We start from the raw sequence: 22,045 nt of genomic DNA on the forward strand, positions 1-22,045 counted from the left end.
GGGCCGACGGGCCGACGGTCCGACGGGCCGACGGTCCGACGGGCCGACGGTCCGACGGTCCGCCGGTCCGCCGGTCCGCCGTCAGGGCGACGATGGGCCAGTTCCCGACGAGCCGCGCACCGCTGGCCACGCTCGGCGGCCGGCCGACGACGTGGTGGCCGGGCAGGTGCAACCTGCGGGCAGGAAGAATGCGACGTCACCATGGGCAGAGCCGCCCGGAGGCACCCTGGGCCGGAGGGCATACCTCCTTCCCGCCGGAGGGAACTCCCTTGCGCCGGACGCCGTCTCACTGTGCGTCGCCTTGTATCGAGTGCTTGACACAAGATCCCGGCCGAGGCCATCTTGTATCCACCGCTTGATACAAGATGATCCGGGGGGATCTCCGTAGTGCTCGACACCATCCCGCTCCAGTCCCGGATCCTCGATCACGCCGACCACTACGCCCGCTGGTCCGGTCTGGCCATCGGCGTCGTCGTCGCACAGCAGTTGGTCACGATGGACAGCGACGACATCACGATGCCCCTGGTGTTCGCCATCACCGCTTTCGGCCTGTGCGCGGTCGGCGGTGTCCTGCTCGGCGACGCCCTCACCCTGCGTCCCCAGGAAGCGGTACGCACCGCAAGTCTCGCCCCGCGCCTGGTCCGTGACCAAGTGCCGCCGCGTATGGCGCCGCTGCTTCTTCTGCAGGCGGCGTCCCTCGTCACCCTGCTGGCGATCGGTGCGGCCACGGCCTCCTCCGACTTCGACCGGGCAGGCGAAGCGGGGCGTGTCATCACCGTCACCTGCGAAGGGATACGCACATCCCTTGGTCCCTGGCCCGGCCTGTACTACAGCGGGCCGATGTTCGCCGCCCTCGTGGTCGGAACCCCCGTCTGTGTATGGGCGCTGCGCCGCATCGCCCACAGCCCGGGCGACGACCAGCAGCGCCGCGACCGCGCCTGGGCGATCACCGGAGCCTGGGGGCTGCTGGTGTCGAGCCAGGTGCTGCTCGTCGTGTTGATGATCCTTGTCGCGCTCACTGACAAGCCCTGTGCCGGCCCGCTGGGCGCCGCCACCATCCTGGCGGTCTGCCCCCTGGGCCTGCTGGGCCTGTTCACCTTCGGATGGTCCCTGGTCACCGTGGTGGCACCCAGGGCCGTCGACGACGAGGCAGCCGACGACGGGACTTTCGACGATGAGTGACCCCGCCGTCCGCGTCGACACCACCAGCCAGGTACCGCCTTACGAGCAGATTCGCGCCCAGCTGGCCGCGCTGATCCTGACCGGTCGGCTGACCGAGGGCGAGCGCCTGCCGACCGTGCGCCAGCTCGCCGCCGACCTCGATCTGGCGCCGGGCACCGTGGCCCGCGCCTACCGCCAGCTGGAGGCAGCCGAGTTGATCCGGACCCGCCGTGGCGCGGGCACCCGGGTCGCGGCGCCCCCGTCCGGGTCGCAGGCGCACGACGTCGACCAACTCGCCACTTTGGCAAGAGACTTCACCTCTGCCGCCCGAGCGCTCGGCGCCGAGACCCAGGACATCCTGACCGCCGTCCGGGACGCCCTGGACCCGAGGTCCGTTTCCTCTTCGGCCACCGCCGACAGCGGCGCGAGTGGCCCCAAGACGGCAGGCGTCGGCGCGCGTCGCAGGAGCGAGGAACAGAGTTGAGCGGCAGAGCAGAGGCCGCCGCCGCACTCGTACGCCCAAAATCCCTGCTCGACTCGATCCACCCCGCCGGTCCGGATCCCGACTGGCTGTCCTCCTTCACGCACGCCCGTCTCGCAGCGGACGCAACCGAGATCTGCCGCGACCTGGAGCGGCCACGGGAATCGATCGCCCGGAACGGGCAGACCGACGTTCCGGGCCTCGTCTCCGAGCCCACTTTCGGAGCCGGGAGCGTCCGAGGTGTCCAGCCACCACACCCGCCGAACACGAACTGACCCGGTCGATCGGCCGAGGCCGACCGGTCTCGTCAAGCAGGCCCTGGTTTCCGCGAGTTGTGAGTCAAGTGACGTCACCAGGGGTCCATCCCGGCTCACGGCCGTCCGCCCGAGCGCCCATGGCGCCGACTCTCATGCCTTCCAGAGGAGCTTCACCGGGCTTCCTCGGCCCAAACCGGGCTGACGCGGCGCCGTTGTCCGTATGAGAATGTCCGCATGTCAGAGACCAAGAGCCAGCTGCCCCGCGAGGTCGCCGACGCCTACGTCGACGAGCTGATCGCCCTCGACCCGATCACCGGAACCTACCTGGGAGTGAAGGAGAGCTCGAGCCGCCTGCCGGACACCTCGCCGACGGGCCAGGACGCGCTCGCCGAGCTGGCCCGTAAGACGCTCGCCCGGCTCGACGAGGCCGAGCGTCTGCCGGGCGCGGACCGTGACATCGAGCGCCGCTGCGGGCGCCTGCTGCGCGAGCGGCTCACCGCGGAACTCGCCATGCACGAGGCCGACGAGCACCTGCGCTCGGTCGGCAACCTGCACACGGTGGCGCACTCGGTGCGCGAGATCTTCACCGTCACGCCGGCGCAGACGGAGGAGGACTGGGCGGCGATCGCCGAGCGGCTGCGCGCGGTACCGACGGCGCTGGCGGGCTACCGCGCGTCGCTCGCCCTCGGCCTGGACCGCAAGCTGTACGCGGCGCCGCGTCCGACGGCGACGTTCATCGGGCAGCTGACCGAGTGGTCGGACACCGACGGCAGCGGCCGCGGCTGGTTCGAGGACTTCGCGGCGGCGGGCCCGCAGGCACTGCGCGCGGAGCTGGACGAGGCCGCGCGCGGGGCGACCGGGGCCGTCGTGGAGCTGCGGGACTGGATGCGGGACGTGTACGCGCCGACGATCGAGGGCGCGCCGAACACCGTGGGCCGGGAGCGCTACGCGCGCTGGTCGCGCTACTTCAACGGTACGGACCTCGACCTGGACGAGGCGTACGCGTACGGCTGGGCCGAGTACCACCGGCTGCTCGGCGAGATGCGGCAGGAGGCCGAGAAGGTCCTGCCCGGTGCGGCGACACCGTGGGTGGCGCTCGCGCACCTCGACGAGCACGGCAAGCACATCGAGGGCGTCGACGCGGTCCGCGACTGGCTCCAGGGCCTGATGGACCAGGCGATCGACGCGCTGGACGGCACCCACTTCGAACTCGCCGAGCGGGTGCGGAAGGTGGAGTCCCGCATCGCGCCTCCGGGCGGCGCGGCGGCGCCCTACTACACCCCGCCGTCGGAGGACTTCTCACGGCCGGGCCGCACCTGGCTGCCGACCATGGGCCAGACCCGCTTCCCGGTCTACGACCTCGTCTCCACCTGGTACCACGAGGGCGTCCCCGGCCACCACCTCCAGCTCGCGCAGTGGACGCACGTGGCCGCGGACCTCTCCCGCTACCAGGCGACCGTCGGCGGGGTGAGCGCCAACGCCGAGGGCTGGGCGCTGTACGCGGAGCGCCTGATGGACGAGCTGGGCTTCCTCACCGACGCCGAGCAGCGGCTCGGCTACCTGGACGCGCAGATGATGCGGGCCGCCCGCGTCATCGTCGACATCGGCATGCACCTCGAGCTGGAGATCCCGGTGGACTCCCCGTTCCACCCGGGCGAGCGCTGGACTCCGGACCTGGCCCAGGAGTTCTTCGGCGCGCACAGCAGCCGTCCGGCGGACTTCGTGGAGAGCGAGCTGACCCGCTATCTGACGATGCCCGGTCAGGCGATCGGCTACAAGCTCGGCGAGCGTGCCTGGCTGCTGGGACGCGAGAAGGCACGTGAGCGGCACGGCGACGCCTTCGACCTCAAGGCCTGGCACATGGCGGCCCTGTCCCAGGGGTCGCTGGGCCTCGACGACCTGGTGGAGGAGCTGTCGCGACTCTGACGGCCCCGTCGGGGCTGTCAGCCCGCCGACCCGACGGCCCGACAGCCCCGACGCCGCTGCCGCGGCCGGCTCATCTCCGGAAGCCGCCCTCCGAGTCGACGACCTGACCCGTGACCCACTCCGCCTCGTCCGTGGCGAGCCACGCGATGAGGCGGGCCGGGTCGTCGGGCCTGCCCCACCGGCCGGCGGGGAAACGCGCGGTGACGGCCGCATGGTCGTCGCCGGTCGCGTAACCGGTGTCCACGGGGCCCGGGTTGACGGTGTTGACCGTGACGGCGTGCTCGGCGAGCGTGGTCGACAGGGACCGGGCGACGGAGGCGAGCGCGCCCTTCTGGAGGGCGTAGGCGATCTCGTCGGGCATGCCGCCCCCGAGGTCCTGGCCGGACGTCATCATCACGACGCGTCCGCCCGGGGTGCGCGACGGCAGTGCGGCGCGCAGCCGGGCGTACGCCTGGACCAGGAGCAGCACGGAGCGGGCGTCGACCGCCCAGTGCGCGTCGAGCATCGCGGCGTCGATCGCGTCGAGGGTGCCGTCGGAGCCGCTGAGGGCGTGGTTGGCGACGAGGATGTCCAGCCGGCCGCCGAGCGCCGAGGCGGCGGTGGCGATCAGTTCGGCGGGCGCGGCCGGGTCCGAGAGGTCGCCCGGCCTCGCGACGACCCGGGCCTGTGGGTCACCGAGCGCCGCACGCACGGACGCGGCCACTTCCTCGGGCCGGTCGGCACCCCAGGGCATGGCGGCGTCGTGCGGCACGTGGTGGTGCAGACAGACGCTCGCGCCGTACGCGGCGAGCCGCCGGGCCACCGCGTGCCCGATGCCGTCGCGTCTGCTCGCGCCGGTGACCAGGGCGGTTCGGCCGCGCAACGGCAGGGGGTCACGGCGCAGGTCCTCGGGGGCGGGGTGCGGAGGTCGGGGCATGAACGACCATGATGGTGACCGTGCCGGACCGACGCACCTGTTTTTCGGCCCTGCGCGGCGGCCGCGGGCCGCCCGCGTCCGCCCGTCAGTCCGTCAGTCCGTCAGTCCGTCAGTCCGTCAGTCCGTCAGCCGTCGCAGCTGGACGAGCCCCAGCCAGGTCTCGGGGCCGGGCTGTACCTGGGCCGAGCGCACGGCGTACCGGCCGGGGTGCAGCGACAGCTTCACGTGGTCGGTCCGCGCGCAGTCGTTGCCGGGCCAGGCCGCGTCGAACAGGAGGACCGTGCCGGGTACGTCCCAGCGCACCTCGGGCTCCCAGGCCGCCGTGTCGAGCGCCGCGGGCAACGCCGCGAGGAGTTCCTCCGCCGAGTCCGCCGCGTACCAGCGCACGAACGTGCCGTGGTCGGGGAGGTAGGCGGTGGCCGCGGGCTCGTCGCCGAGGACCAGGGCCGTGCTGTCCCCCACGGGGAGCAGGCCGACGGCCGCGTCGATGTCACAGGCCCGGTCGTAGTCCGAGGCCGTCTCGTCCCCGTCGGCACCGGCCCAGAACGGCAGCACCGTCTCCGGCACCGCTATGAGGGGCCCGCCGCCCGACTCCACCCAGTCCACCGCGTCCGGATCCGCGTATCGCACCATGCCGCAGAACCTACACGCTCCGGCTTCCCACAAATCCACTGTCCCCCACAGCGCTTCGTACGCCATGGTCGACTCCCATGAACGCCACCCGGACCCTGTTCCTCTCCCCGCGTGTCACGGCGACCGGCCACGTCCTCGCGGACGCCGCACGGCGGCGCGGCATGCGGGTCGAGACGCTGCGCGACTGCCGGGCGCCCGAGCGGGAAGCCGCGAGCGCGGGCGACTCGCTGTACTCCGGACCGCTGTTCGCGGACGCCGTGGCGCGGGGGCTGGGGCTCGGGCTGTTGGAGGCACCTGAGGACTGGCTCGCCCGGCTGCCGCACGAAGACACCCTGCGGGAGGTCGAGTTCACGACGATCGCGCGGGCGCGGCGGCTGCGCCGGCCCGCGTTCGTGAAGCCGCCGAACGACAAGAGCTTCCCGGCGCGGGTCTACCGGGACGGCAGCGGCCTGCCGGGGCAGGACGCGGTCGACGACGACATGCCGGTGCTGGTGAGCGACGTCGTGACGTTCGCCCTGGAGTACCGGCTCTTCCTCCTGGACGGTGAGGTCCGCACCGGCAGCCGGTACGCGACGGGCGGCGAGCTCGACGTGGCACCGCTGGCGGCGGATCCGCGCCGGTCGGAGGTGCTGGGCTTCGCCGGGCGGCTGGCCACCGAGGGGCTGCCGAGCGCGGTCGTGGTGGACGTGGGGCTGCTCGCCGGCTCCGGCTGGGCCGTGGTGGAGGCCAACGCCGCCTGGGCCAGCGGGCATTACGCCTGTGACGCGGACGCGGCGCTGGACGTGGTACTGCGCGCGGCGCGCCCGGAGGGCGAGTTCGCGGCGGCGGAGTGCCGCTTCCTGCGTCCGGCACCGGAGGTGATACGGGACTGAGCCGCCACCGACGGCCGGAGCGGCACCGGGCGCCGAGCACCGCCACCCACGGCAATGGGACACCCGAGCACCACTACCTTCACCTCCACCGCCCACCGCCCACCGCCCACCGCCCACCGCCCACCGCGGCCGACGAACACATCCGGACCACGTCACCCAGGCCGAGGAGGCACCCGGACACCGCCGGGCACGAACCCGCACCGCCGGTTCGTGCCCGGTGTCGCGTCAGCAGCCGCAGTCCGCCGCGTCCACCGGCGCGGTCAGCGGGTCGGCGGTGCCCTGGGCACGGCCCTCCCAGGTCTCGTACGGGAAGCCCTCGCGTGCCCAGTACTCGAAGCCGCCCAGCATCTCCTTGACCTGGTAGCCGAGTTCGGCGAGGGCGAGGGCCGCGCGGGTGGCGCCGTTGCAGCCGGGGCCCCAGCAGTACGTGACGACCGGGACGGATCTGTCGAGGAGTTCCCCGGCCTGCTCGGGGACGAGCGCGGTCGGCAGGTGGACCGCGCCGGGGATGTGACCCTGGTCCCAGGACTCGGTGGAGCGCGAGTCCAGGACGACGAAACCGGGGTCGCCGCCGGCCGCGAGCGCCGCGGCGACATCGGAGACGTCGGCGTGGAAGGCGAGGCTCGCCCGGAAGTGCGCGGCGGCCTCGGCCGGGGCCGCCGGGGCGACGCGCAGCACGGGGTTGTCAGCGTGGACGGCGTGGCCAGGGTGGACAGGGTGGACGGAGTTGACGGGGTCGACGGTGTCGGTCGTGGTGGCGGTCATGGTTGGTCCGGCCCTCCCTCGGGCCGCCGCGTCGGCGCTGCGGCGGCTCTTCCTGGCCAGAAATCTACGGTCGGCGATCCGCTCGCTGAAGGGGCGATTCCCGGCCCGGCCCTTGATCGGCCGGGGATTTCCCTGCTATTTCTGCCTCATGACCGCGTATTCCCCGGACGCCACCGACTGGCGGATCCTCGATGTCCTCCAGCGCGACGGCCGGGCCAGCTTCGCCGAGCTGGCCCGCGCCGTGTCGATGTCCCCGAGCGCCGTCACGGAACGGGTGCGGCGGCTGGAGGAGGCGGGCGTGATCAAGGGCTACGCGGCGGTCGTCGAACCCGAGCGGCTCGGCCTGTCGATCCTCGCGTTCGTCCGCCTGCGCTACCCGAACGGCAACTACAAGCCCTTCCACGACCTCGTCGCCGTGACGCCCGAGATCCTCGAAGCGCACCATGTGACCGGGGACGACTGTTTCGTCATCAAGGTCGCGGCCCGCTCGATGCGTCATCTGGAGGAGGTCTCGGGCCGGATCGGCGCGCTGGGCTCGGTCACCACCAGCGTCGTCTACTCGTCACCGCTGCCCCGGCGCCCGCTGGGCCGGTGAACGCCTGGCCGGTGAACGCCTGGCCGGTGAACGCCTGGCCGGTGAACGCGCGGGCCGACGTCTGTGAGGGCCGGTCGCCTCAGCGCACGCCCCGTTGCCGTACTGCCGACCCCGACCGGCCCTTCACGACCTCCAGCTGGGCGTGGACGCGGCGCCGCAGGTCGGCCACGTGGCTGACGATGCCGACGCTGCGGTCCCGTTCGCGCAGTGAGTCGAGGACGTCGAGGACCTCGTCGAGGGTCTGGTCGTCGAGGCTGCCGAAGCCCTCGTCGATGAAGAGCGTGTCCAGCCGGACTCCGCCGGCCTCGTCGGTGACGACGTCGGCGAGCCCGAGCGCCAGCGCGAGCGAGGCGAAGAACGTCTCGCCGCCGGACAGCGTCGCCGTGTCCCGCTCCCGCCCGGTCCAGGCGTCGACGACATGCAGCCCGAGCCCGCTGCGGCCGCGTCCGGCCCGGTCGTCGGAGTGGACGAGGGTGTAGCGGCCGGACGACATGCGCTGCAGCCGTACGGTCGCGGCGGCGGCGACCTGTTCCAGGCGGGCCGCCAGCACGTACGACTCCAGGCGCATCCTGCGTTCGTTGTCGGCCGAGGTCCCGGCGGCGAGGCCGGCCAGGCGGGCGACCCGGTCGTACTCCTCGCGCAGCGGCGCGAGCCGCCGTACCCCGGTGGCCGCGCGGGCCGAGAGCCGGTCGAGTTCGGCGCAGCGCCGGGCGGCGGCGTCCCGCGCGGAGGCCGCGTCGCGCAGCCGTCGGGCCGCCTCGGCGGCGGTCCGCTCGGCGGACGGGACGTCGGCGGACGGCTGATCGGCGGCGGCCGCGGTGTCGGCCTCGGTGAGGATCGCGCGTACGGCGCTCTCCTCGGTCTGCCGGACGTCCAGGCGCCGTTGGAGCTCGCGGTGGGCCGCGTCGTCGAGGAGCGCGTCGGCCGCGGCCTGCGGGGTGTCGAAACCGGCGCGGAAGGCGGCGTCGGCGAGGCGCGCGTCGGCGTCCTTGAGCCGCTGCGCGCTGTCCTCGGCGGCGCGGGCGGCGTCGGCCGCGTCGGTGAGGAGGGCGACCCGCCGCTCCAGCTGGGCGGCCCGTGCGGCGACGCTGTCGGCGCCGCCCCTGGCCTGCGTCAACTCCTCTTCCAGCGTGGCGTTCTCGCGGTCCAGCCGCTCCCGGTGGCCGACCCGGGAGGCCGCTCGCACGGCCGCCTCCTGCCGTACCGCGGTCCGCCGTTCGCGCTCCTGCTCGGCGTGCCGCAGCTCCTCGTTCGCGGCGTGCAGTTCGGAGGCCTCCCGGCGCGACTCGCTGTACTGCAGCTCCAACTCCGCGGCCTGCTGGGCGAGTTGCTCGGTGGGGGTGTCGCTCGCCTCGGCGGTGGCGGCGGCCAGCTCCTCCCGTACGGCGCTCAGCCGCCGCTCGTCCTGGGCGTGTCGGTCCTGGGCGCTCTGGTAGTGGCCCAGGGCGCGTTCCTCCGCCTCTCGGTCGACGTGTCCGGCGACCTTGCGGGCGGGGGCGGGGTGTTCGGTGGCGCCGCACACGGCGCAGGCTTCGCCGTCCCGGAGGTTCGCGGCGAGTTCCGCGGCGATGCCGTTCAGCCGCTGTTCCTTGAGGTCCAGCCAGTCGGCGCGGGCCTGCGTCGCCCGCTCCTGGGCGGCGAGTGCCCGCTGCCGGGTCTGTTCGGTGTCCTCGGCGAGCCGGTCGCGGGCGCGGGCGGCGGTGAGTCGCTGCCGAGCGGGCTCGCGCAGCACGGCGAGCTGTTCGGCCCGGGCGGCGGCCGACTGCGCGGCGTCGATCCGGGCCTGGAGCCCGGCGCGGGTCGTCTCCCACGCGCCGAGCCAGCTCTCCGCCTCCGCCAGTACGTCGTCGTCAGCGCGTTCCTGGCGGTCCAGGCCGGTGCGCTCGGCGGTGAGTTCGGCGAGGCGGTGTTCGGCCCGCCGGGCCGACTCCAGTCCGCCCAGCTCCTCGGCGGCCCGGCGGGCGGCCACCGCGAGTCCGGCCGCTCCCGCTTCCGCGAAGGAGTCCGGCAGCTGCGCCCGGGCGTGCGTCTCGGCGTGGGCGGAGCGGCGGTGCTCGGCGTCGGCCTCGTCGCGCAGTTCCAGGGCCGGCGCGACCGCCTCCGCCTTGCGCGACCGTTCCATCCGCGTCTGTGCCGCCCGGTGTTCCTCGGCCTGTTCCTGGAGCAGTCCGGCCCGCTGCCGTGCCTGCGCGAACCGCTGCTGCAAACGGGACACTTCGCGTACGTCGGACAGCGCGCGCTCGGCGGCGGCCTGCCCGGACTCGGCGGCGGACAGCCCGCAGTGGGCGACGGCGAGCTCTTCGCGGGCGGTGCTGCGGGCGACGGCGGCGGCACCGAGCACGGCGTCAGCCAGGCCCGGTTCGCCGGGGGCCAGTTCGGGCAGCTCCATGGCGCCGCCCGCCTCCTGCTGCATGCGGTGGGCGTCCGCCAGCAGTGCGGCATCGCCCTCGCGCACCTGCGTCTCGGTGGCCTTGCGGCGTTCGGCGAGGCGCTTCTCGACCTCGGCGAAGCGATGCGTGTCGAACAGCCGGCCGAGCAGTTTGCCGCGGGCCTCGGCGTCGGCGCGCAGGAACCGCGCGAAGTCGCCCTGCGGCAGCAGTACGACCTGGCAGAACTGCTCGCGGCTCATCCCGAGCAGCTGGGTGATCTCCTCGCCGATCTCCTGGTGCGAGCGGCTGAGGTCCTTCCAGGCGCCGGCGACGGCGTCGTACTCGCGCAGCCAGGTCTGGGCCTTGTCGAGCGTCGTACCGGAGCCGCGTCGTTTGGGCCGCTGCCAGGGCGGCTGCCGGGTGATCTCCAGCCTCCGCCCGGCGGCGGTCAGTTCGAGGCGGACCTCGGTGCGGGTGGCCGCCTCGGCGTGGTCGCTGCGCAGCGTCAGGCCCTGCGCGCTCTGCCGGGCGCCCGGGACCGAGCCGTAGAGCGCGTAGCAGACCGCGTCGAGGACGGAGGTCTTGCCCGCGCCGGTCGGGCCGTGCAGCAGGAAGAGTCCGGCGCCGGACAGCTCGTCGAAGTCGACGCTCTGCGCCCCGCCGAAGGGCCCGAAGGCGGTGATGTCCAGGCGGTGCAGCCTCACCGGGCCACCTCCCGCACGGTGGCGTCCGCGCGCACCGCGTCGAAGGCGTCGCGCAGCACGGTCCGCTCCCGTTCGTCGGGTCCGGCGCCGCGCACATGCGCCACGAAGTCCTCCGCGATCTGCTGGTCGCTGCGGTCGGCGAGCCGTGCCGCGTAGGACACGGAGGGGTCGTCCGGGGCGCGTTCGGGGTCGAAGACGAGGGAGAGCGTGTGCGGGAAGCGTGCCGTGAGCCGGGCCATGGGGTCGGCCGGGCGGACGGGGTCGGTGAGGGTCGCCTCGACCCACGCCTGTTCGTGCCGGGCGAGCGCCGGGTCGGCGAGCAGGTCCTCCAGCGGGCCCCTGATGCGGGCCAGGGCGCGGGGCACCGGGCAGTCGATCCGTTCGGCGGTGAGCGTGCCGTCGGCGCCGAGGTCGACGAGCCACATGCTCTTGCGGTGACCGGCTTCTGAGAAGGAGTACGGCAACGGGGAGCCGGAGTAGCGCACGCGCTCGGTGATGGTCTGGCAGCCGTGCAGGTGGCCCAGTGCCGCGTAGTCGACGCCGTCGAAGACGCCGGCGGGCACGGCGGCCACCCCGCCGATCGTGATGTCCCGCTCGCTGTCGCTGGCCTGGCCGCCGGTGACGAAGGCGTGGGCCAGGACGACGGAACGGGTGCCGCGGGCGCGGGTGGCGAGGTCGGCGCGGACACGGTCCATGGCGGCGGCGAGCACCGCCTCGTGTCCCGGCTTCAGCACGCCGAACTCGTCCTTGACCAGGGCGGGTTCGAGATAGGGCAGTCCGTAGAAGGCCACGTCGCCGTGCGCGTCGGAGAGCACCACGGGCGTTCCGCAGGCCGACGGCTCGGTCCGCAGGTGGATGCCCGCGCGGTCGATCAGCCCGGCGCCCACCCCCAGCCGGCGGGCGGAGTCGTGGTTGCCGGAGATCATCACGGTCGGCACGCCGAGGTCGGCGAGGCGGTGCAGGGCGTCGTCGAACAGCTCGACCGCGGCGAGCGGCGGCACCGCCCGGTCGTACACGTCTCCCGAGACGAGGACGGCGTCCACGGCGTGCTCACGCGCGGTCGTGACGAGATGGCCGATGAACTCGGCCTGGGCCTCCAGCATGTTGACCCGGTGGAACGCCCGGCCGAGATGCCAGTCGGACGTGTGCAGGACTCTCAAGAAACCGCTCCGACCTGCACGTCTCCCCCTACTGCACCCTCTGGAACCGGTACGAACCACCATGGACTCGCACACACCGGCACAGGCTCGCCGGTCGGCACCCACCACGCTAACGCGTTTCGGTACCTGATCCCCCACAGACCTCGATCCGTCACCCCCGCCCGGCCGCGAATCGCCGGAAATGTCCACACCTGTAGGGAGATTCAGGCGTCGCCGTAGGCCTCGCCGCCCAGCTCGAAGCCCGCCGTCCCGGCCGTGACGTCCGCGAGCCAGCCGCGGAAGGACTCCACCTCGGCGTCCGGCAGGCCGATCTCGATGGTGACCGCCTCGCCGTAGCGCACGTCACGGACCTCGCGCCCGGTCGAGCGCAGGTCGTTCTGCACCTTGCCCGCCCGCTGGTGGTCGACGGTCACCGTGGCCAGCCGGAAGCGCCGCCGGGTGAGGGTGCCGAGAGTGTCCAAAGCCTCGCCGACCGCTCCGCCGTACGCCCGGATCAGTCCGCCCGCGCCGAGCTTGACGCCGCCGTAGTAGCGGGTGACGACGGCCACGACGTACCGCATGTCGCGGCGCAGCAGCATCTGGAGCATGGGCACCCCTGCCGTGCCGCCGGGTTCGCCGTCGTCGCCGGCCTTCTGGATCGAGGCGTCCGCTCCGATGACGTAGGCCCAGCAGTTGTGCGTGGCGTCGGCGTGCTCCTTGCGGACGGCGGCGAGGAAGTCCTGTGCCTCCTGCTCGGTGGCGGCCGGGGCGAGCGCGCACAGGAAGCGCGAACGGTTGACCTCGGTCTCGTGCACGCCCGGGTGGGCGACGGTGCGGTACTCGTCCTGCATCCGGCCAGCCTATGCGCAGCCCGTGCGGTCGCCCGCCGCGCAGGTGCGGGCCACGATGTGGTGGGGACGTGCCCGTCGTCGGTCCGGGGCCGGCCGGCCCCGCCGACCGCAGGAGACAGGGAGACACCGGCATGACCGGCACGCACGTGGGGAGCACCGGCGGCGCCGGTCCCGCCCGTACGGAATCCGCCGCGCGCCCGTCCCGCTGGCGGGCCTGGCTGCTGGACGGGCTCAGCGAGCAGACGGCCCGGCATCCCGGACCGCACGCGGCTCCCCCCGCCGATCACCGGGGCCACCGGTGGTGGCGGGTGATGTGCCTCACCGGTGTCGACTACTTCTCCACGCTCGGGTACCAGCCGGGCATCGCCGCGCTCGCCGCCGGTCTGCTGTCCCCGCTCGCGACCCTGGTGCTGATCGCGCTGACGCTGTTCGGCGCGCTGCCGGTCTACCGGCGCGTCGCGCACGAGAGCCCGCACGGCGAAGGCTCGATCGCCATGCTGGAACGGCTGCTGTCCTGGTGGTCGGGGAAGATCCTGGTGCTGGTGCTGCTCGGCTTCGCGGCGACGGACTTCATCATCACCATCACCCTGTCGGCCGCGGACGCCGCCGCGCACGTGGTGGAGAACCCGTTCGCCCCGCACTGGCTGCACGGCGAGAATCTGTGGATCACCCTCGTGCTGGTGGGGCTGCTGGGCGGCGTCTTTCTGAAGGGCTTCAGGGAGGCCATCGGTATCGCGGTGGTGCTGGTGGTGACGTATCTGACCCTCAATCTGGTCGTGCTCGCCGAATCCGCCTGGGAGGTGTTCACCGGCCCGGTGCGGATCGGAAGCTGGACCGACGCGCTGAGCGCCGAGCACTCCTCACCCCTGATGATGGTCGGCGTGGCGCTGCTGGTCTTCCCCAAGCTGGCCCTCGGCATGTCCGGCTTCGAGACCGGCGTGGCCGTGATGCCCCAGGTCAGGGGCGCCCCGACGGACACGTACGCGAACCCGGCGGGCCGCATCCGGGGTACCCGCAAGCTGCTCACCACGGCCGCGTTGATCATGAGCTGCTTCCTGCTGCTGTCCAGCCTGGCCACGACGGTCCTCATCCCGCAGGCGGAGTTCAAGAGCGGCGGCAAGGCCAACGGCCGGGCGCTCGCCTATCTCGCGCACGAGCACCTGGGCCAGGTGTTCGGCACGATCTACGACCTGTCCACGATCGCGATCCTGTGGTTCGCGGGTGCCTCCGCGCTCGCCGGGCTGCTGAACCTCGTCCCGCGCTACCTGCCGCGCTACGGCATGGCCCCCGAGTGGACGCGGGCGGTGCGCCCGCTGGTCCTGGTCTTCATGACGGCCGCCGTCCTGATCACCCTGTGGTTCGACGCGAACGTCGACCGGCAGAGCGGGGCGTACGCGACCGGTGTGCTGGTCCTGATGCTGTCGGCGGCGTTCGCCTCCACGGTCGCCGTGCACCGGCGCGGCCGGCACCGGGCCGCGCTCGGCTTCGGCACGATCACCGCCGTCTTCGCCTACACCCTGGTGGCCAACGTCATCGAGCGGCCCGACGGTATCAAGATCGCGGGAATCTTCATCGTGGCCATCCTGATCACGTCGTTCAGCTCCCGGGTGCACCGGGCCTTCGAACTGCGCGCCACCGAGGTCGTCCTCGACGCGAGCGCGGCACGGATCGTCGACGAGGCCGCCCACGGCGGACCGCTGCGGCTGATCGCGAACGACGGCACGGAGCACACCCGGCGGGAGTACCGGGCCAAGGAGCACGAACAGCGCGGGCACACCCCCATCCCGAAAGGCGGCCCGGTGCTGTTCCTGGAGGTGCAGGTGCGGGACTCCTCGGACTTCAGCACCGACGTCAGCGTGCACGGCGACGACACTCTCGGCGTGCGGCGGCTGCGGGCGCAGGGGCCGACGGTGCCCAACACCGTCGCCGCGGTGCTGCTGACCCTGCGCGACCGCACCGGCCGGGTCCCGCACGCCTACTTCAACTGGACGGAGGGCAACCCGGTGAGCAATCTGATCCGCTTCCTGGTCTTCGGCCAGGGCGAGGTGGCACCGGTCACCGAGGAGGTGCTGCGCCGCGCGGAACCGGACCCGCAGCGGCGGCCGTACATCCACGTGGGCTAGCTCGGTCCTCCCCTTCTTCCCCCTCCTCGTTCCTCTTCATACTGACTTCGCTACCTGCCTCGTCCTCCGCCCTCCTCCCCCTTCCTCCCCCGCGGCACGGTCATCGACGTCAGCAGGGCCGTGGCTGGGGCCAGCGCGCGCCAGGTGTGGCCGTGCCAGGCGAGGACCGCGATCGCCGCGGTCGGGAACTTCACGCGGACCTCGTCCAAGGCCCCGTCGAGGCCGTCGTCGGCCAGGTCGAGGACCAGGTCCTCCAGGCCGGGGTTGTGCCCGACCAGCAGCAGCGACTCGACCTCGGGGGGCGTCTCGCGCACCACCTCCAGCAACTCCGCCGCGTCGGCCTCGTACAGCCTCGGCTCGTAGCGCACCGGCGGCGGGGTGCCCCACTGGGCGGCGGCCAGGTCCCAGGTCTGACGGGCGCGCAGGGCGGTCGAGCACAGGGCGAGGTCGGGCAGGGAGTCGGCCTCGGCGAGCGCGCGGCCCGCGGCCGGGGCGTCCCGGCGGCCACGCGGCGCCAGGGGCCGCCGATGGTCGGGGACGCCCTCCGGCCAGGCGGACTTGGCGTGCCGCAGCACGATGAGACGGCGCAGCGGTCCCGCCCCGGCACGCGGAATCACGCCGTTCACGCGAGGGCCCCGAGGTCGCGGGTGAGTTCGAGGCCGAGGAGGCGGTCGGCGTAGGCGTACGTCTCGAAGCGGGCGCCGTCCGGCAGCTCCGGTCCCGCCTCCTCCACCGCGTGCAGCACGCGCAGCACCTCGGGCACGTCCAGGTCGTCCTCCCAGGCGCCGCGCAGCCGTGCGCGCACGTCGTCGGGGACCGGCCGGGACGGCCGGTGGGCCCAGGTGGCGACCGCGCGGCGCCAGCGCCCGAGGGTGCGCTCGGCGTCCGCCAGGGCCGCCGGGCCGAGGGTGACGGGCGCGCCGCGGGGCGATCCCAGGAGGGCCAGCCGCAGCGCGGCGGGGTCGGCGCCCTCCGCAACAGCCGGCTGCGCGCAGTGGACGGCCGCGACCTCGACCCGGACCCCGTCGGGCACGGCGCCGCCCTCGCCGGTCACCTGCAGGACCTGGGCCTCGCCCAGTCCCGGCCCGGTGTCCTGTCCGTCCTCGAAGGGCCGGACGCCGAGGGCGGCGGCGCTCGCGCGCAGCTCGGCCAGGTCGCGCGGTGCGCTCAGCAGCGCCCAGACCGGCGTACCGCCGAGTTCCAGGGCGCGCACGAGCAGGTCGGTGACGAGCAGCACGCGCACGGCCGAGGGGTCGAATCCCGGCACGTGCGCCTCGACACGGGTCAGGCCTCGGCGGGCGGGGGCGGCGTCGACGGATTCGCCGGTACGGGCGTCGATGATGCGGAGCACGGGCTGAGCGTAGGCGGGCGGACGCCGAAGCGCAGGCAGGCCGCGTGGAATCAGGACACGGCGCCGGATCCGGGAGTAGGGCGGTCCGGCCCGGAATCCCGCCGCGCCCCGCGCTGTTGTCCCCCTGACAGCTCTTCCCCCGCTCTCTTCCGTGGAGGCCATCGGTGTACGGCGACGAGGCAACGATCCGCAAGATCCTCACCGAGCTCGGTGACACCTGGGCCGTGGTGGGCCTGTCGTCGAACCGGAGCCGCGCCGCGTACGGTGTCGCCGAGGTGCTCCAGCGCTTCGGCAAGCGGGTCGTCCCGGTCCACCCCAAGGCGGAGACCGTGCACGGCGAGCCGGGCTACGCGTCCCTCGCGGACATCCCCTTCGAGGTGGACGTCGTCGACGTCTTCGTCAACAGCGATCTTGCCGGTGCGGTCGCCGACGACGCGGTCGCCAAGGGCGCGCGGGCGGTCTGGTTCCAGCTCGGCGTCGTCGACGAGGAGGCGTACGACCGCATCCGCGCGGCGGGCCTGGACATGGTGATGGACCGCTGCCCGGCGATCGAGATCCCGGCGCTGCGGTGAGCGCGCCTCCGTGGGGTAGCTGACGGAGCGTCTGCCAGGACCCGCCGCGAGCCGCGCGGCGGGCCTCTGGCAGCCTGGTCCGGGGCCCCGCGCGCCGGGCTCCGCCGCGTCACGCAGACCCGAGGAAGAACGATGGCCGAGTCCCCGTCGCCCGCCCGCCGCCACCCCGGCTCCCCTTCCCCGCGACACCATCCGGTCGTCGTCGTGGGTGCCGGGCCCGCGGGACTCACCGTCGGCAACGTCCTGCGGGCCGCGGGGGTCGCGTGTGTGGTGCTGGAGACGGAGACGCGGGAGTTCATCGAGCGACGGCCCAGGGCCGGGGTCGTCGAGGAGTGGGCCGTGCGAGCCCTCCGGCGGCGCGGTCTCGCGGCGAACCTGCTGGAGCGGGCGCAGGTGCACACCGAGTGCGAGTTCCGGTTCGACGGCGAGCGACACCGTTTCCCCTACGAGGAGTTGACGGGTCGTCACCACTATGTCTATCCGCAGCCGTTGCTGGTGACGGACCTGGTGCGCGAGTACGCGGACGTGCGCGGCGGGGACATACGCTTCGGCGTGCGCGACGTACGGCTGCACGACCTGGACTCCGAGCGCCCCTCGGTGTCGTACCTCGACCCCGAGACCGGCCTACGCCACGTGCTGCGCTGCGACTTCGTCGCCGGCTGCGACGGGGCGCGCGGCGTGACGCGCGCCGCCCTGCCGTCCGACCGGGCCCGCACGGCGCGGCACGACTACGGCGTCGGCTGGCTGGCCCTGCTCGCCGAGGCACCCCCGTCGTCCGACTGCGTCCTGTTCGGGGTCCATCCGCGGGGATTCGCCGGGCACATGGCCCGCGGTCCCGAGGTGACCCGCTACTACCTCCAGTGCCCGCCCGGGGACGACCCGGACGGCTGGCCGCACGAGCGGGTCTGGGCGGAGCTGCACCTGCGCCTCGGCGCGGCGGGCGCTCCACCGCTCACCGAGGGACGGCTGATCGAGAAGCGCGTGCTGGACATGCACGACTACGTCGTCGAACCGATGGCCCACGGGCGGCTCTTCCTGGCCGGGGACGCGGCCCACCTCGTCGCGCCGATCGCGGCCAAGGGCATGAACCTCGCCCTGCACGACGCGTTCCTGCTCGGCGACGCGCTGGCCGCCCAGGTCACCGACGGCGACCGGCGGGCGCTCGACGGCTACTCGGAGGCGTGCCTGCGGCGCGTGTGGGACTACCAGGAGTTCTCCCAGTGGCTCTCCGAGGTGTACCACGGGCCCGCGACGGGCGACCCGTTCCGCGCGGGCACCGCGCGGGCCCGGCTGCGGCGGCTGTTCACCTCGCCGGTCGCGGCCGCCGCCTTCGCCGAGCAGTACCTCGGTACGGCCGCACGCCACTGACGCGGAGCAGTACCCCGGTGGCCGCCACGGACGCGGAGCGGTGCCTGGGCACCGCTGCCCGCCGACGGACGTGAAGGGCCGTCGGTCAGTCGTGCACGGGCCGGTCGCCGAGCCGGTGGTCGGCCACGCTCAGCGCCTCGTCCACCAGGCGGCGCAGATGGCCGTCGCGCAGTGCGTAGATCACCCGGCGGCCCTCCTTGCGGGTGCTCACCAGACCGGCCAGGCGCAGCCGCGCCAGATGCTGGCTCACGGCCGGCCGGGCCGCGCCGCACGCCTCCGTGAGGGTGGAGACGTCGGCCTCCCCCGCCGACAGCGCGTGCAGCAACGTGAGGCGGGTGCGGTCGCCGAGCAGGGCGAGGAGTTCGGCGGCGAGCGCGAACTGCTCCTCGCCCGGAGTGCGCGGGTGCGCATGATGCGCAGGTGACAGGTGCATGCGTGCGCTCATACGCACATAATGGCTCTGTGGACGGCGCGCGTCCACTCCCGCGCGCCTGCGCAGCGACGCACCTCCGCTCCCGCGCACCGGAAGGGGATCCCCGTGAGCGACCGACACCGTCACGATCACGGACACGAGCAGGACGGCGAGCCCGAGAACGGACACGAGCACGGACCCGGACACGGACACGGACACGGACACGAGCAGGGTCACGAGCCCGAGCACGGGCACGGCGCCGAGTCCGGGCACGAGCAACGGCACGAGCACCGCCACGGCCACGGCCACGAGTACGGGCACGAGCGGAGGCATGACCGTGAGTCCGGGCACCACCACGGACACCCGCACCCCCGTCCCGCCCCCGGCCTGCGCCACCGACTCGGCCATCTCCTCACCCCGCACTCCCACGAGACCGCCGCCAAGGTCGACCCGGCGCTGGAGTCCTCGGCCCGCGGTATGCGCGCGCTGTGGGTCTCGCTGGCGGTGCTCGGGGCGACGGCACTGGGGCAGGCGGTCGTGGTGGCCGTGTCCGGGTCGGTGGCGTTGCTCGGCGACACGGTGCACAACGCGGCGGACGCGCTGACCGCCGTACCGCTGGGCATCGCCTTCGTGCTCGGCCGGCGCGCCGCGACGCGCCGCTTCACCTACGGCTACGGCCGCGCCGAGGATCTGGCCGGACTGGCGATCGTGCTGACGATCGCCGCGTCCGCGGCCTTCGCCGGCTGGACGGCGGTCGAGCGGCTGCTGTCCCCCCGGCCCGTCGACCACGTCCCGGCGGTCGCGGTGGCCGCCCTCGTCGGGTTCGCCGGCAACGAGTGGGTGGCCCGCTACCGGATCCGCGTCGGCCGCTCGATCGGCTCGGCCGCTCTGGTCGCGGACGGACTCCATGCCCGTACCGACGGGTTCACCTCGCTGGCGGTGCTCGTGGGTGCCGGCGGCTCGGCCCTGGGCTGGGAACAGGCCGACCCGGTCGTCGGGTTGGCGATCACGGCCGCGATCGTGCTGGTACTGCGGGACGCGGCGCGCGAGGTGTTCCGGCGGGTGCTGGACGCGGTGGACCCGGCGCTGGTGGACCGGGCCGAGCGGGCGTTGGCGGACGTCGAGGGGGTACGCGAGGTGGGCGAGCTGCGGCTGCGCTGGATCGGGCACCGGCTGCGCGCCGAGGTGGCGGTCGTGGTGGACGGGGAGGCGACGGTACGGCGGGCCCACGCGATCGCCGTCGACGCCGAGCACGCGCTGCTGCACGCCGTCCCACGGCTCACCGCGGCCCTCGTGCACGCGGATCCGGCGGCGGTTCCGGGCGAGGCGGACCCGCATCTGGCGCTGGCCCACCACACGCCCCGGTGACCTCAGGCCACGCCCAGCCCCTCCAGCACGACGGCGCCCGGCAGTTCGGCGAAAGCCTTTCCCGGCACCAGCAGCTTGCCGCGCCGCCGTCCGCTGCCGACCAGGACGTACGGCAGGTCGACCACGGCCGAGTCCACCAACACCGGCCACGCGCCGGGCAGCCCGATGGGGGTGATCCCGCCGTACTCCATGCCGCTCTCCCCCGTCGCCATGTCCATGGGCGCGAACGAGGCCTTGCGGGCGCCGAGTTGACGGCGCACGGCGCCGTTGACGTCGACGCGGGTGGTGGACAGGGCCACGCACGCGGCCAGCGTGGCCTCGCCGCCGCGCTTGCCGGCGACGACCACGCAGTTCGCGGACCGTTCCAGCAGGTCCCGGCCGTAGTGCTCCACGAAGACGGCGGTGTCGGCCCAGCGCGGGTCGGTCTCGACGTAGAGGATCTCCCCGGCGGGGACGCTGCCGGTCCAGCGGCGCAGGGCGTCGGCGACCGGGCTCGTGAGCTCGTCGAGGCAGTCCGGGGCGGGTGTGGCGTGGTCGAAGTCTCCGATGGGTGCGCGCATGGCCGCACGGTAACAGCCGTCCGGCGGCCGCCCCCGAGGCATCTCAGCGTACGGGCGGCACGGAGACCGCCATCACCATCTCCATCGGGACATCGCCCTGGTTGCCGTACGTGTGCGGGGTGTCGGCCTCGAAGGACGCGCTCGCGCCCGCCGGGACGCGGTACGCCACACCGTCCACGGTGAGGGTCAGTTCGCCCGCCGTGACGTGGACGAGTTCGACCGTGCCCGTGGGGTGGGGTTCGGAGACGCTGTCGTCGCCGGGCATCAGCCGCCAGTCCCACATCTCCAGCGGGCCGGGGGCCTCGGTGCCCGCGAGGAGGCGGTTGTAGCTGCCCGCGTCCGTGTGCCACAGCCGTACGGCCTGCTCCGCGGGGACGATACGGACCGTCGGGCCCTGTTCGTAGTCGAGCAGCGTGGTGATGCTGATGCCGAGGGCGTCGCCGATCTTGACGATCGTGCCGATGCTGGGGTTGGTGCGGGCCTGCTCGATCTGGATGAGCATGCCGCGGCTGACGCCGGCCCGCGCGGCGAGCGCGTCCAGGGTGAAGCCGCGCTCGGTGCGCCAGCGCTTGACGTTGCGCGCCAGGGACTGGGTCAGCAGATCGAGGTCCGACACATTCCGTCCAATATCCGGAGTAGCCGGATGTCTGGAACATCCGGAGTTCAATATTCTAGATGACATAGTTCATTCCGTTGCACTACTGTGGGGTGCACCAGAGTGTTCACCGAACTGTACTGCGAGGCGTCCCCGTGACCGCATTCTTCGCCCTGGCCACCAGCCTGCTGTGGGGCCTGGCCGACTTCGGCGGCGGGGTGCTGACACGGCGCGTCCCGGCCCTGACGGTGGTCGTGGTCTCCCAGGGGATCGCCGCGGTCGTGCTCGGCACGATCGTGGTCGCCACCGGCGGCTGGAGCGAGGCCGGACCGCGGCTGTGGTTCGCGTGCGCCGCCGGACTGGTGGGCCCGGTCGCGCTGCTCTCCTTCTACCAGGCGCTCGCCCTGGGCCCGATGGGGGTCGTCTCCCCGCTGGCCACCCTGAGCGTCGCCGTCCCCGTCGGCGTGGGCCTCTTCCTCGGCGAACGTCCCGGGCTGATCCAGGTCGCGGGGATCGCGGTCGCCGTCACGGGCGTCGTGCTCGCCGGGGGCCCGCAGGTGCGGGGCGCGGCCGTGCAGCGTCGGGCGCTCCTGCTCGCGCTGATCGCCGCGCTCGGCTTCGGCACGGTCTTCGCGCTGATCGCCGAGGCGTCGACCACGGTCACCGGTCTCTTCCTGGCGCTCTTCGTGCAGCGCCTGACGAACGTGGCGGTGGGCGGCGCCGCGTTGTACGCCGCCGTGCGCCGGGGCACGCCGGCCCTGCCGACGGGCGGCTTCCCCTGGGCCTCACTCCCGGCGCTCGCCTTCGTGGGCCTCGCCGATGTGGCGGCCAACGGCACGTACTCGGTCGCCGCCCAGCACGGCCCGGTCACGGTAGCCGCCGTGCTCGCCTCGCTCTACCCCGTGGTGACCGCGCTGGCGGCGCGCGGTTTCCTCAGCGAACGGCTGCGGACCATCCAGGCGGCGGGCGCGGGTCTGGCCCTGGTCGGCACACTCCTGCTGGCGACCGGCTGACCCTGGTCCGGCTC

General features: G+C 73.7%; 22 protein-coding genes. 11 read left to right on the forward strand and 11 right to left on the reverse strand.

Features of this window, described 5'->3' with window-relative positions:
- Window positions 1–387 precede the first annotated feature (387 nt).
- The 4 genes from ACFV0T_RS01660 (at window position 388) to ACFV0T_RS01675 (ending at window position 3,825) form a co-directional block, all read left to right on the forward strand.
- A complete protein-coding gene (locus ACFV0T_RS01660; RefSeq protein WP_385773246.1) occupies window positions 388–1,182 on the forward strand; it encodes a hypothetical protein in 795 nt (264 codons plus the stop codon).
- On the forward strand, window positions 1,175–1,645 hold the full coding sequence (locus ACFV0T_RS01665; RefSeq protein ID WP_385773248.1) for a GntR family transcriptional regulator: 471 nt from the start codon (window positions 1,175–1,177) through the stop codon (window positions 1,643–1,645). The genes ACFV0T_RS01660 and ACFV0T_RS01665 overlap by 8 nt, the downstream gene beginning before the upstream one ends.
- Window positions 1,642–1,917 (forward strand): hypothetical protein, encoded by a 276-nt coding sequence (locus ACFV0T_RS01670; RefSeq protein ID WP_385773250.1) that lies wholly within the window; start codon window positions 1,642–1,644, stop codon window positions 1,915–1,917. The genes ACFV0T_RS01665 and ACFV0T_RS01670 overlap by 4 nt, the downstream gene beginning before the upstream one ends.
- Before the next feature lie 216 nt (window positions 1,918–2,133).
- On the forward strand, window positions 2,134–3,825 hold the full coding sequence (locus ACFV0T_RS01675; RefSeq protein WP_385773251.1) for a DUF885 domain-containing protein: 1,692 nt from the start codon (window positions 2,134–2,136) through the stop codon (window positions 3,823–3,825).
- A gap of 70 nt (window positions 3,826–3,895) precedes the next feature.
- Here ACFV0T_RS01675 and ACFV0T_RS01680 read toward each other — a convergent pair whose 3' ends face one another.
- Entirely contained in the window at window positions 3,896–4,741 is an 846-nt protein-coding gene (locus ACFV0T_RS01680) for an SDR family oxidoreductase (protein ID WP_385773253.1), read from the reverse strand.
- A gap of 117 nt (window positions 4,742–4,858) precedes the next feature.
- Window positions 4,859–5,374: an Imm21 family immunity protein gene (locus tag ACFV0T_RS01685; RefSeq protein ID WP_385773255.1), complete on the reverse strand. Its 516-nt coding sequence runs from the start codon at window positions 5,372–5,374 to the stop codon at window positions 4,859–4,861.
- A 77-nt stretch (window positions 5,375–5,451) separates the two neighbouring features.
- Here ACFV0T_RS01685 and ACFV0T_RS01690 point away from each other — a divergent pair, with 77 nt between their 5' ends.
- Window positions 5,452–6,246 (forward strand): ATP-grasp domain-containing protein, encoded by a 795-nt coding sequence (locus ACFV0T_RS01690; protein ID WP_385773257.1) that lies wholly within the window; start codon window positions 5,452–5,454, stop codon window positions 6,244–6,246.
- 225 nt (window positions 6,247–6,471) lie between these two features.
- On the opposite strand, the gene ACFV0T_RS01695 is transcribed toward ACFV0T_RS01690, so the two are convergent.
- A complete protein-coding gene (locus ACFV0T_RS01695; RefSeq protein WP_385773258.1) occupies window positions 6,472–7,011 on the reverse strand; it encodes a rhodanese-like domain-containing protein in 540 nt (179 codons plus the stop codon).
- A 148-nt stretch (window positions 7,012–7,159) separates the two neighbouring features.
- Here ACFV0T_RS01695 and ACFV0T_RS01700 point away from each other — a divergent pair, with 148 nt between their 5' ends.
- On the forward strand, window positions 7,160–7,606 hold the full coding sequence (locus tag ACFV0T_RS01700) for an Lrp/AsnC family transcriptional regulator (RefSeq protein WP_385773259.1): 447 nt from the start codon (window positions 7,160–7,162) through the stop codon (window positions 7,604–7,606).
- A 79-nt stretch (window positions 7,607–7,685) separates the two neighbouring features.
- Here the strand turns inward: ACFV0T_RS01700 and ACFV0T_RS01705 are convergent, their stop codons facing one another.
- The 3 genes from ACFV0T_RS01705 to ACFV0T_RS01715 all read right to left on the reverse strand — a co-directional run bounded on the left by ACFV0T_RS01705 (window position 7,686) and on the right by ACFV0T_RS01715 (window position 12,669).
- Window positions 7,686–10,679, reverse strand: coding sequence for an AAA family ATPase (locus tag ACFV0T_RS01705; protein WP_385773261.1), 2,994 nt, complete (start codon window positions 10,677–10,679; stop codon window positions 7,686–7,688).
- Window positions 10,676–11,839, reverse strand: a complete 1,164-nt coding sequence (locus ACFV0T_RS01710; protein WP_385773263.1) for an exonuclease SbcCD subunit D — start codon at window positions 11,837–11,839, stop codon at window positions 10,676–10,678. The genes ACFV0T_RS01705 and ACFV0T_RS01710 overlap by 4 nt, the downstream gene beginning before the upstream one ends.
- Before the next feature lie 203 nt (window positions 11,840–12,042).
- A complete protein-coding gene (locus ACFV0T_RS01715) occupies window positions 12,043–12,669 on the reverse strand; it encodes a YigZ family protein (protein WP_385773265.1) in 627 nt (208 codons plus the stop codon).
- A 131-nt stretch (window positions 12,670–12,800) separates the two neighbouring features.
- On the opposite strand from ACFV0T_RS01715, the gene ACFV0T_RS01720 reads away from it, so the two are divergent.
- On the forward strand, window positions 12,801–14,792 hold the full coding sequence (locus ACFV0T_RS01720; RefSeq protein ID WP_385773267.1) for an amino acid transporter: 1,992 nt from the start codon (window positions 12,801–12,803) through the stop codon (window positions 14,790–14,792).
- A gap of 50 nt (window positions 14,793–14,842) precedes the next feature.
- Here the strand turns inward: ACFV0T_RS01720 and ACFV0T_RS01725 are convergent, their stop codons facing one another.
- Window positions 14,843–15,409, reverse strand: coding sequence for a SixA phosphatase family protein (locus ACFV0T_RS01725; RefSeq protein ID WP_385773269.1), 567 nt, complete (start codon window positions 15,407–15,409; stop codon window positions 14,843–14,845).
- Between the two features lie 5 nt (window positions 15,410–15,414).
- Window positions 15,415–16,143, reverse strand: coding sequence for a hypothetical protein (locus ACFV0T_RS01730; RefSeq protein WP_385773271.1), 729 nt, complete (start codon window positions 16,141–16,143; stop codon window positions 15,415–15,417).
- Between the two features lie 164 nt (window positions 16,144–16,307).
- Here ACFV0T_RS01730 and ACFV0T_RS01735 point away from each other — a divergent pair, with 164 nt between their 5' ends.
- Together ACFV0T_RS01735 and ACFV0T_RS01740 are read left to right on the forward strand one after the other, a co-directional pair.
- On the forward strand, window positions 16,308–16,715 hold the full coding sequence (locus tag ACFV0T_RS01735) for a CoA-binding protein (RefSeq protein ID WP_385773273.1): 408 nt from the start codon (window positions 16,308–16,310) through the stop codon (window positions 16,713–16,715).
- Window positions 16,716–16,847: 132 nt separating this feature from the next.
- Window positions 16,848–18,083: a 4-hydroxybenzoate 3-monooxygenase gene (locus tag ACFV0T_RS01740; RefSeq protein ID WP_385773275.1), complete on the forward strand. Its 1,236-nt coding sequence runs from the start codon at window positions 16,848–16,850 to the stop codon at window positions 18,081–18,083.
- Window positions 18,084–18,168: 85 nt separating this feature from the next.
- Here ACFV0T_RS01740 and ACFV0T_RS01745 read toward each other — a convergent pair whose 3' ends face one another.
- Window positions 18,169–18,528 carry an ArsR/SmtB family transcription factor gene (locus ACFV0T_RS01745; RefSeq protein WP_385773277.1) on the reverse strand — a complete coding sequence of 120 codons (360 nt, stop codon included), beginning with the start codon at window positions 18,526–18,528 and terminating at the stop codon, window positions 18,169–18,171.
- A 93-nt stretch (window positions 18,529–18,621) separates the two neighbouring features.
- On the opposite strand from ACFV0T_RS01745, the gene ACFV0T_RS01750 reads away from it, so the two are divergent.
- Window positions 18,622–19,863 (forward strand): cation diffusion facilitator family transporter, encoded by a 1,242-nt coding sequence (locus tag ACFV0T_RS01750; protein WP_385773279.1) that lies wholly within the window; start codon window positions 18,622–18,624, stop codon window positions 19,861–19,863.
- 2 nt (window positions 19,864–19,865) lie between these two features.
- Here the strand turns inward: ACFV0T_RS01750 and ACFV0T_RS01755 are convergent, their stop codons facing one another.
- On the reverse strand, window positions 19,866–20,423 hold the full coding sequence (locus ACFV0T_RS01755; RefSeq protein ID WP_385773281.1) for a YbaK/EbsC family protein: 558 nt from the start codon (window positions 20,421–20,423) through the stop codon (window positions 19,866–19,868).
- Window positions 20,424–20,466: 43 nt separating this feature from the next.
- Window positions 20,467–21,039 (reverse strand): helix-turn-helix domain-containing protein, encoded by a 573-nt coding sequence (locus ACFV0T_RS01760; RefSeq protein ID WP_385773283.1) that lies wholly within the window; start codon window positions 21,037–21,039, stop codon window positions 20,467–20,469.
- A 134-nt stretch (window positions 21,040–21,173) separates the two neighbouring features.
- Between ACFV0T_RS01760 and ACFV0T_RS01765 the strand changes: the two genes are divergently transcribed.
- Window positions 21,174–22,031 (forward strand): EamA family transporter, encoded by an 858-nt coding sequence (locus ACFV0T_RS01765; RefSeq protein ID WP_385773286.1) that lies wholly within the window; start codon window positions 21,174–21,176, stop codon window positions 22,029–22,031.
- The last annotated feature ends 14 nt before the right edge of the window (window positions 22,032–22,045 follow it).

Origin of the sequence: Streptomyces sp. NPDC059582, from assembly GCF_042735715.1 — a bacterium.
Taxonomy (GTDB): domain Bacteria; phylum Actinomycetota; class Actinomycetes; order Streptomycetales; family Streptomycetaceae; genus Streptomyces.

Coding starts and splice junctions, on each gene's coding strand:
- ACFV0T_RS01665 (WP_385773248.1), top strand. CDS start 1,175: ATGAGTGACCCCGCCGTCCGCGTCGACACCACCAGCCAGGTACCGCCT.
- ACFV0T_RS01675 (WP_385773251.1), top strand. CDS start 2,134: ATGTCAGAGACCAAGAGCCAGCTGCCCCGCGAGGTCGCCGACGCCTAC.
- ACFV0T_RS01680 (WP_385773253.1), bottom strand. CDS start 4,741: ATGCCCCGACCTCCGCACCCCGCCCCCGAGGACCTGCGCCGTGACCCC.
- ACFV0T_RS01685 (WP_385773255.1), bottom strand. CDS start 5,374: ATGGTGCGATACGCGGATCCGGACGCGGTGGACTGGGTGGAGTCGGGC.
- ACFV0T_RS01690 (WP_385773257.1), top strand. CDS start 5,452: ATGAACGCCACCCGGACCCTGTTCCTCTCCCCGCGTGTCACGGCGACC.
- ACFV0T_RS01695 (WP_385773258.1), bottom strand. CDS start 7,011: ATGACCGCCACCACGACCGACACCGTCGACCCCGTCAACTCCGTCCAC.
- ACFV0T_RS01700 (WP_385773259.1), top strand. CDS start 7,160: ATGACCGCGTATTCCCCGGACGCCACCGACTGGCGGATCCTCGATGTC.
- ACFV0T_RS01715 (WP_385773265.1), bottom strand. CDS start 12,669: ATGCAGGACGAGTACCGCACCGTCGCCCACCCGGGCGTGCACGAGACC.
- ACFV0T_RS01720 (WP_385773267.1), top strand. CDS start 12,801: ATGACCGGCACGCACGTGGGGAGCACCGGCGGCGCCGGTCCCGCCCGT.
- ACFV0T_RS01740 (WP_385773275.1), top strand. CDS start 16,848: ATGGCCGAGTCCCCGTCGCCCGCCCGCCGCCACCCCGGCTCCCCTTCC.
- ACFV0T_RS01745 (WP_385773277.1), bottom strand. CDS start 18,528: ATGAGCGCACGCATGCACCTGTCACCTGCGCATCATGCGCACCCGCGC.
- ACFV0T_RS01755 (WP_385773281.1), bottom strand. CDS start 20,423: ATGCGCGCACCCATCGGAGACTTCGACCACGCCACACCCGCCCCGGAC.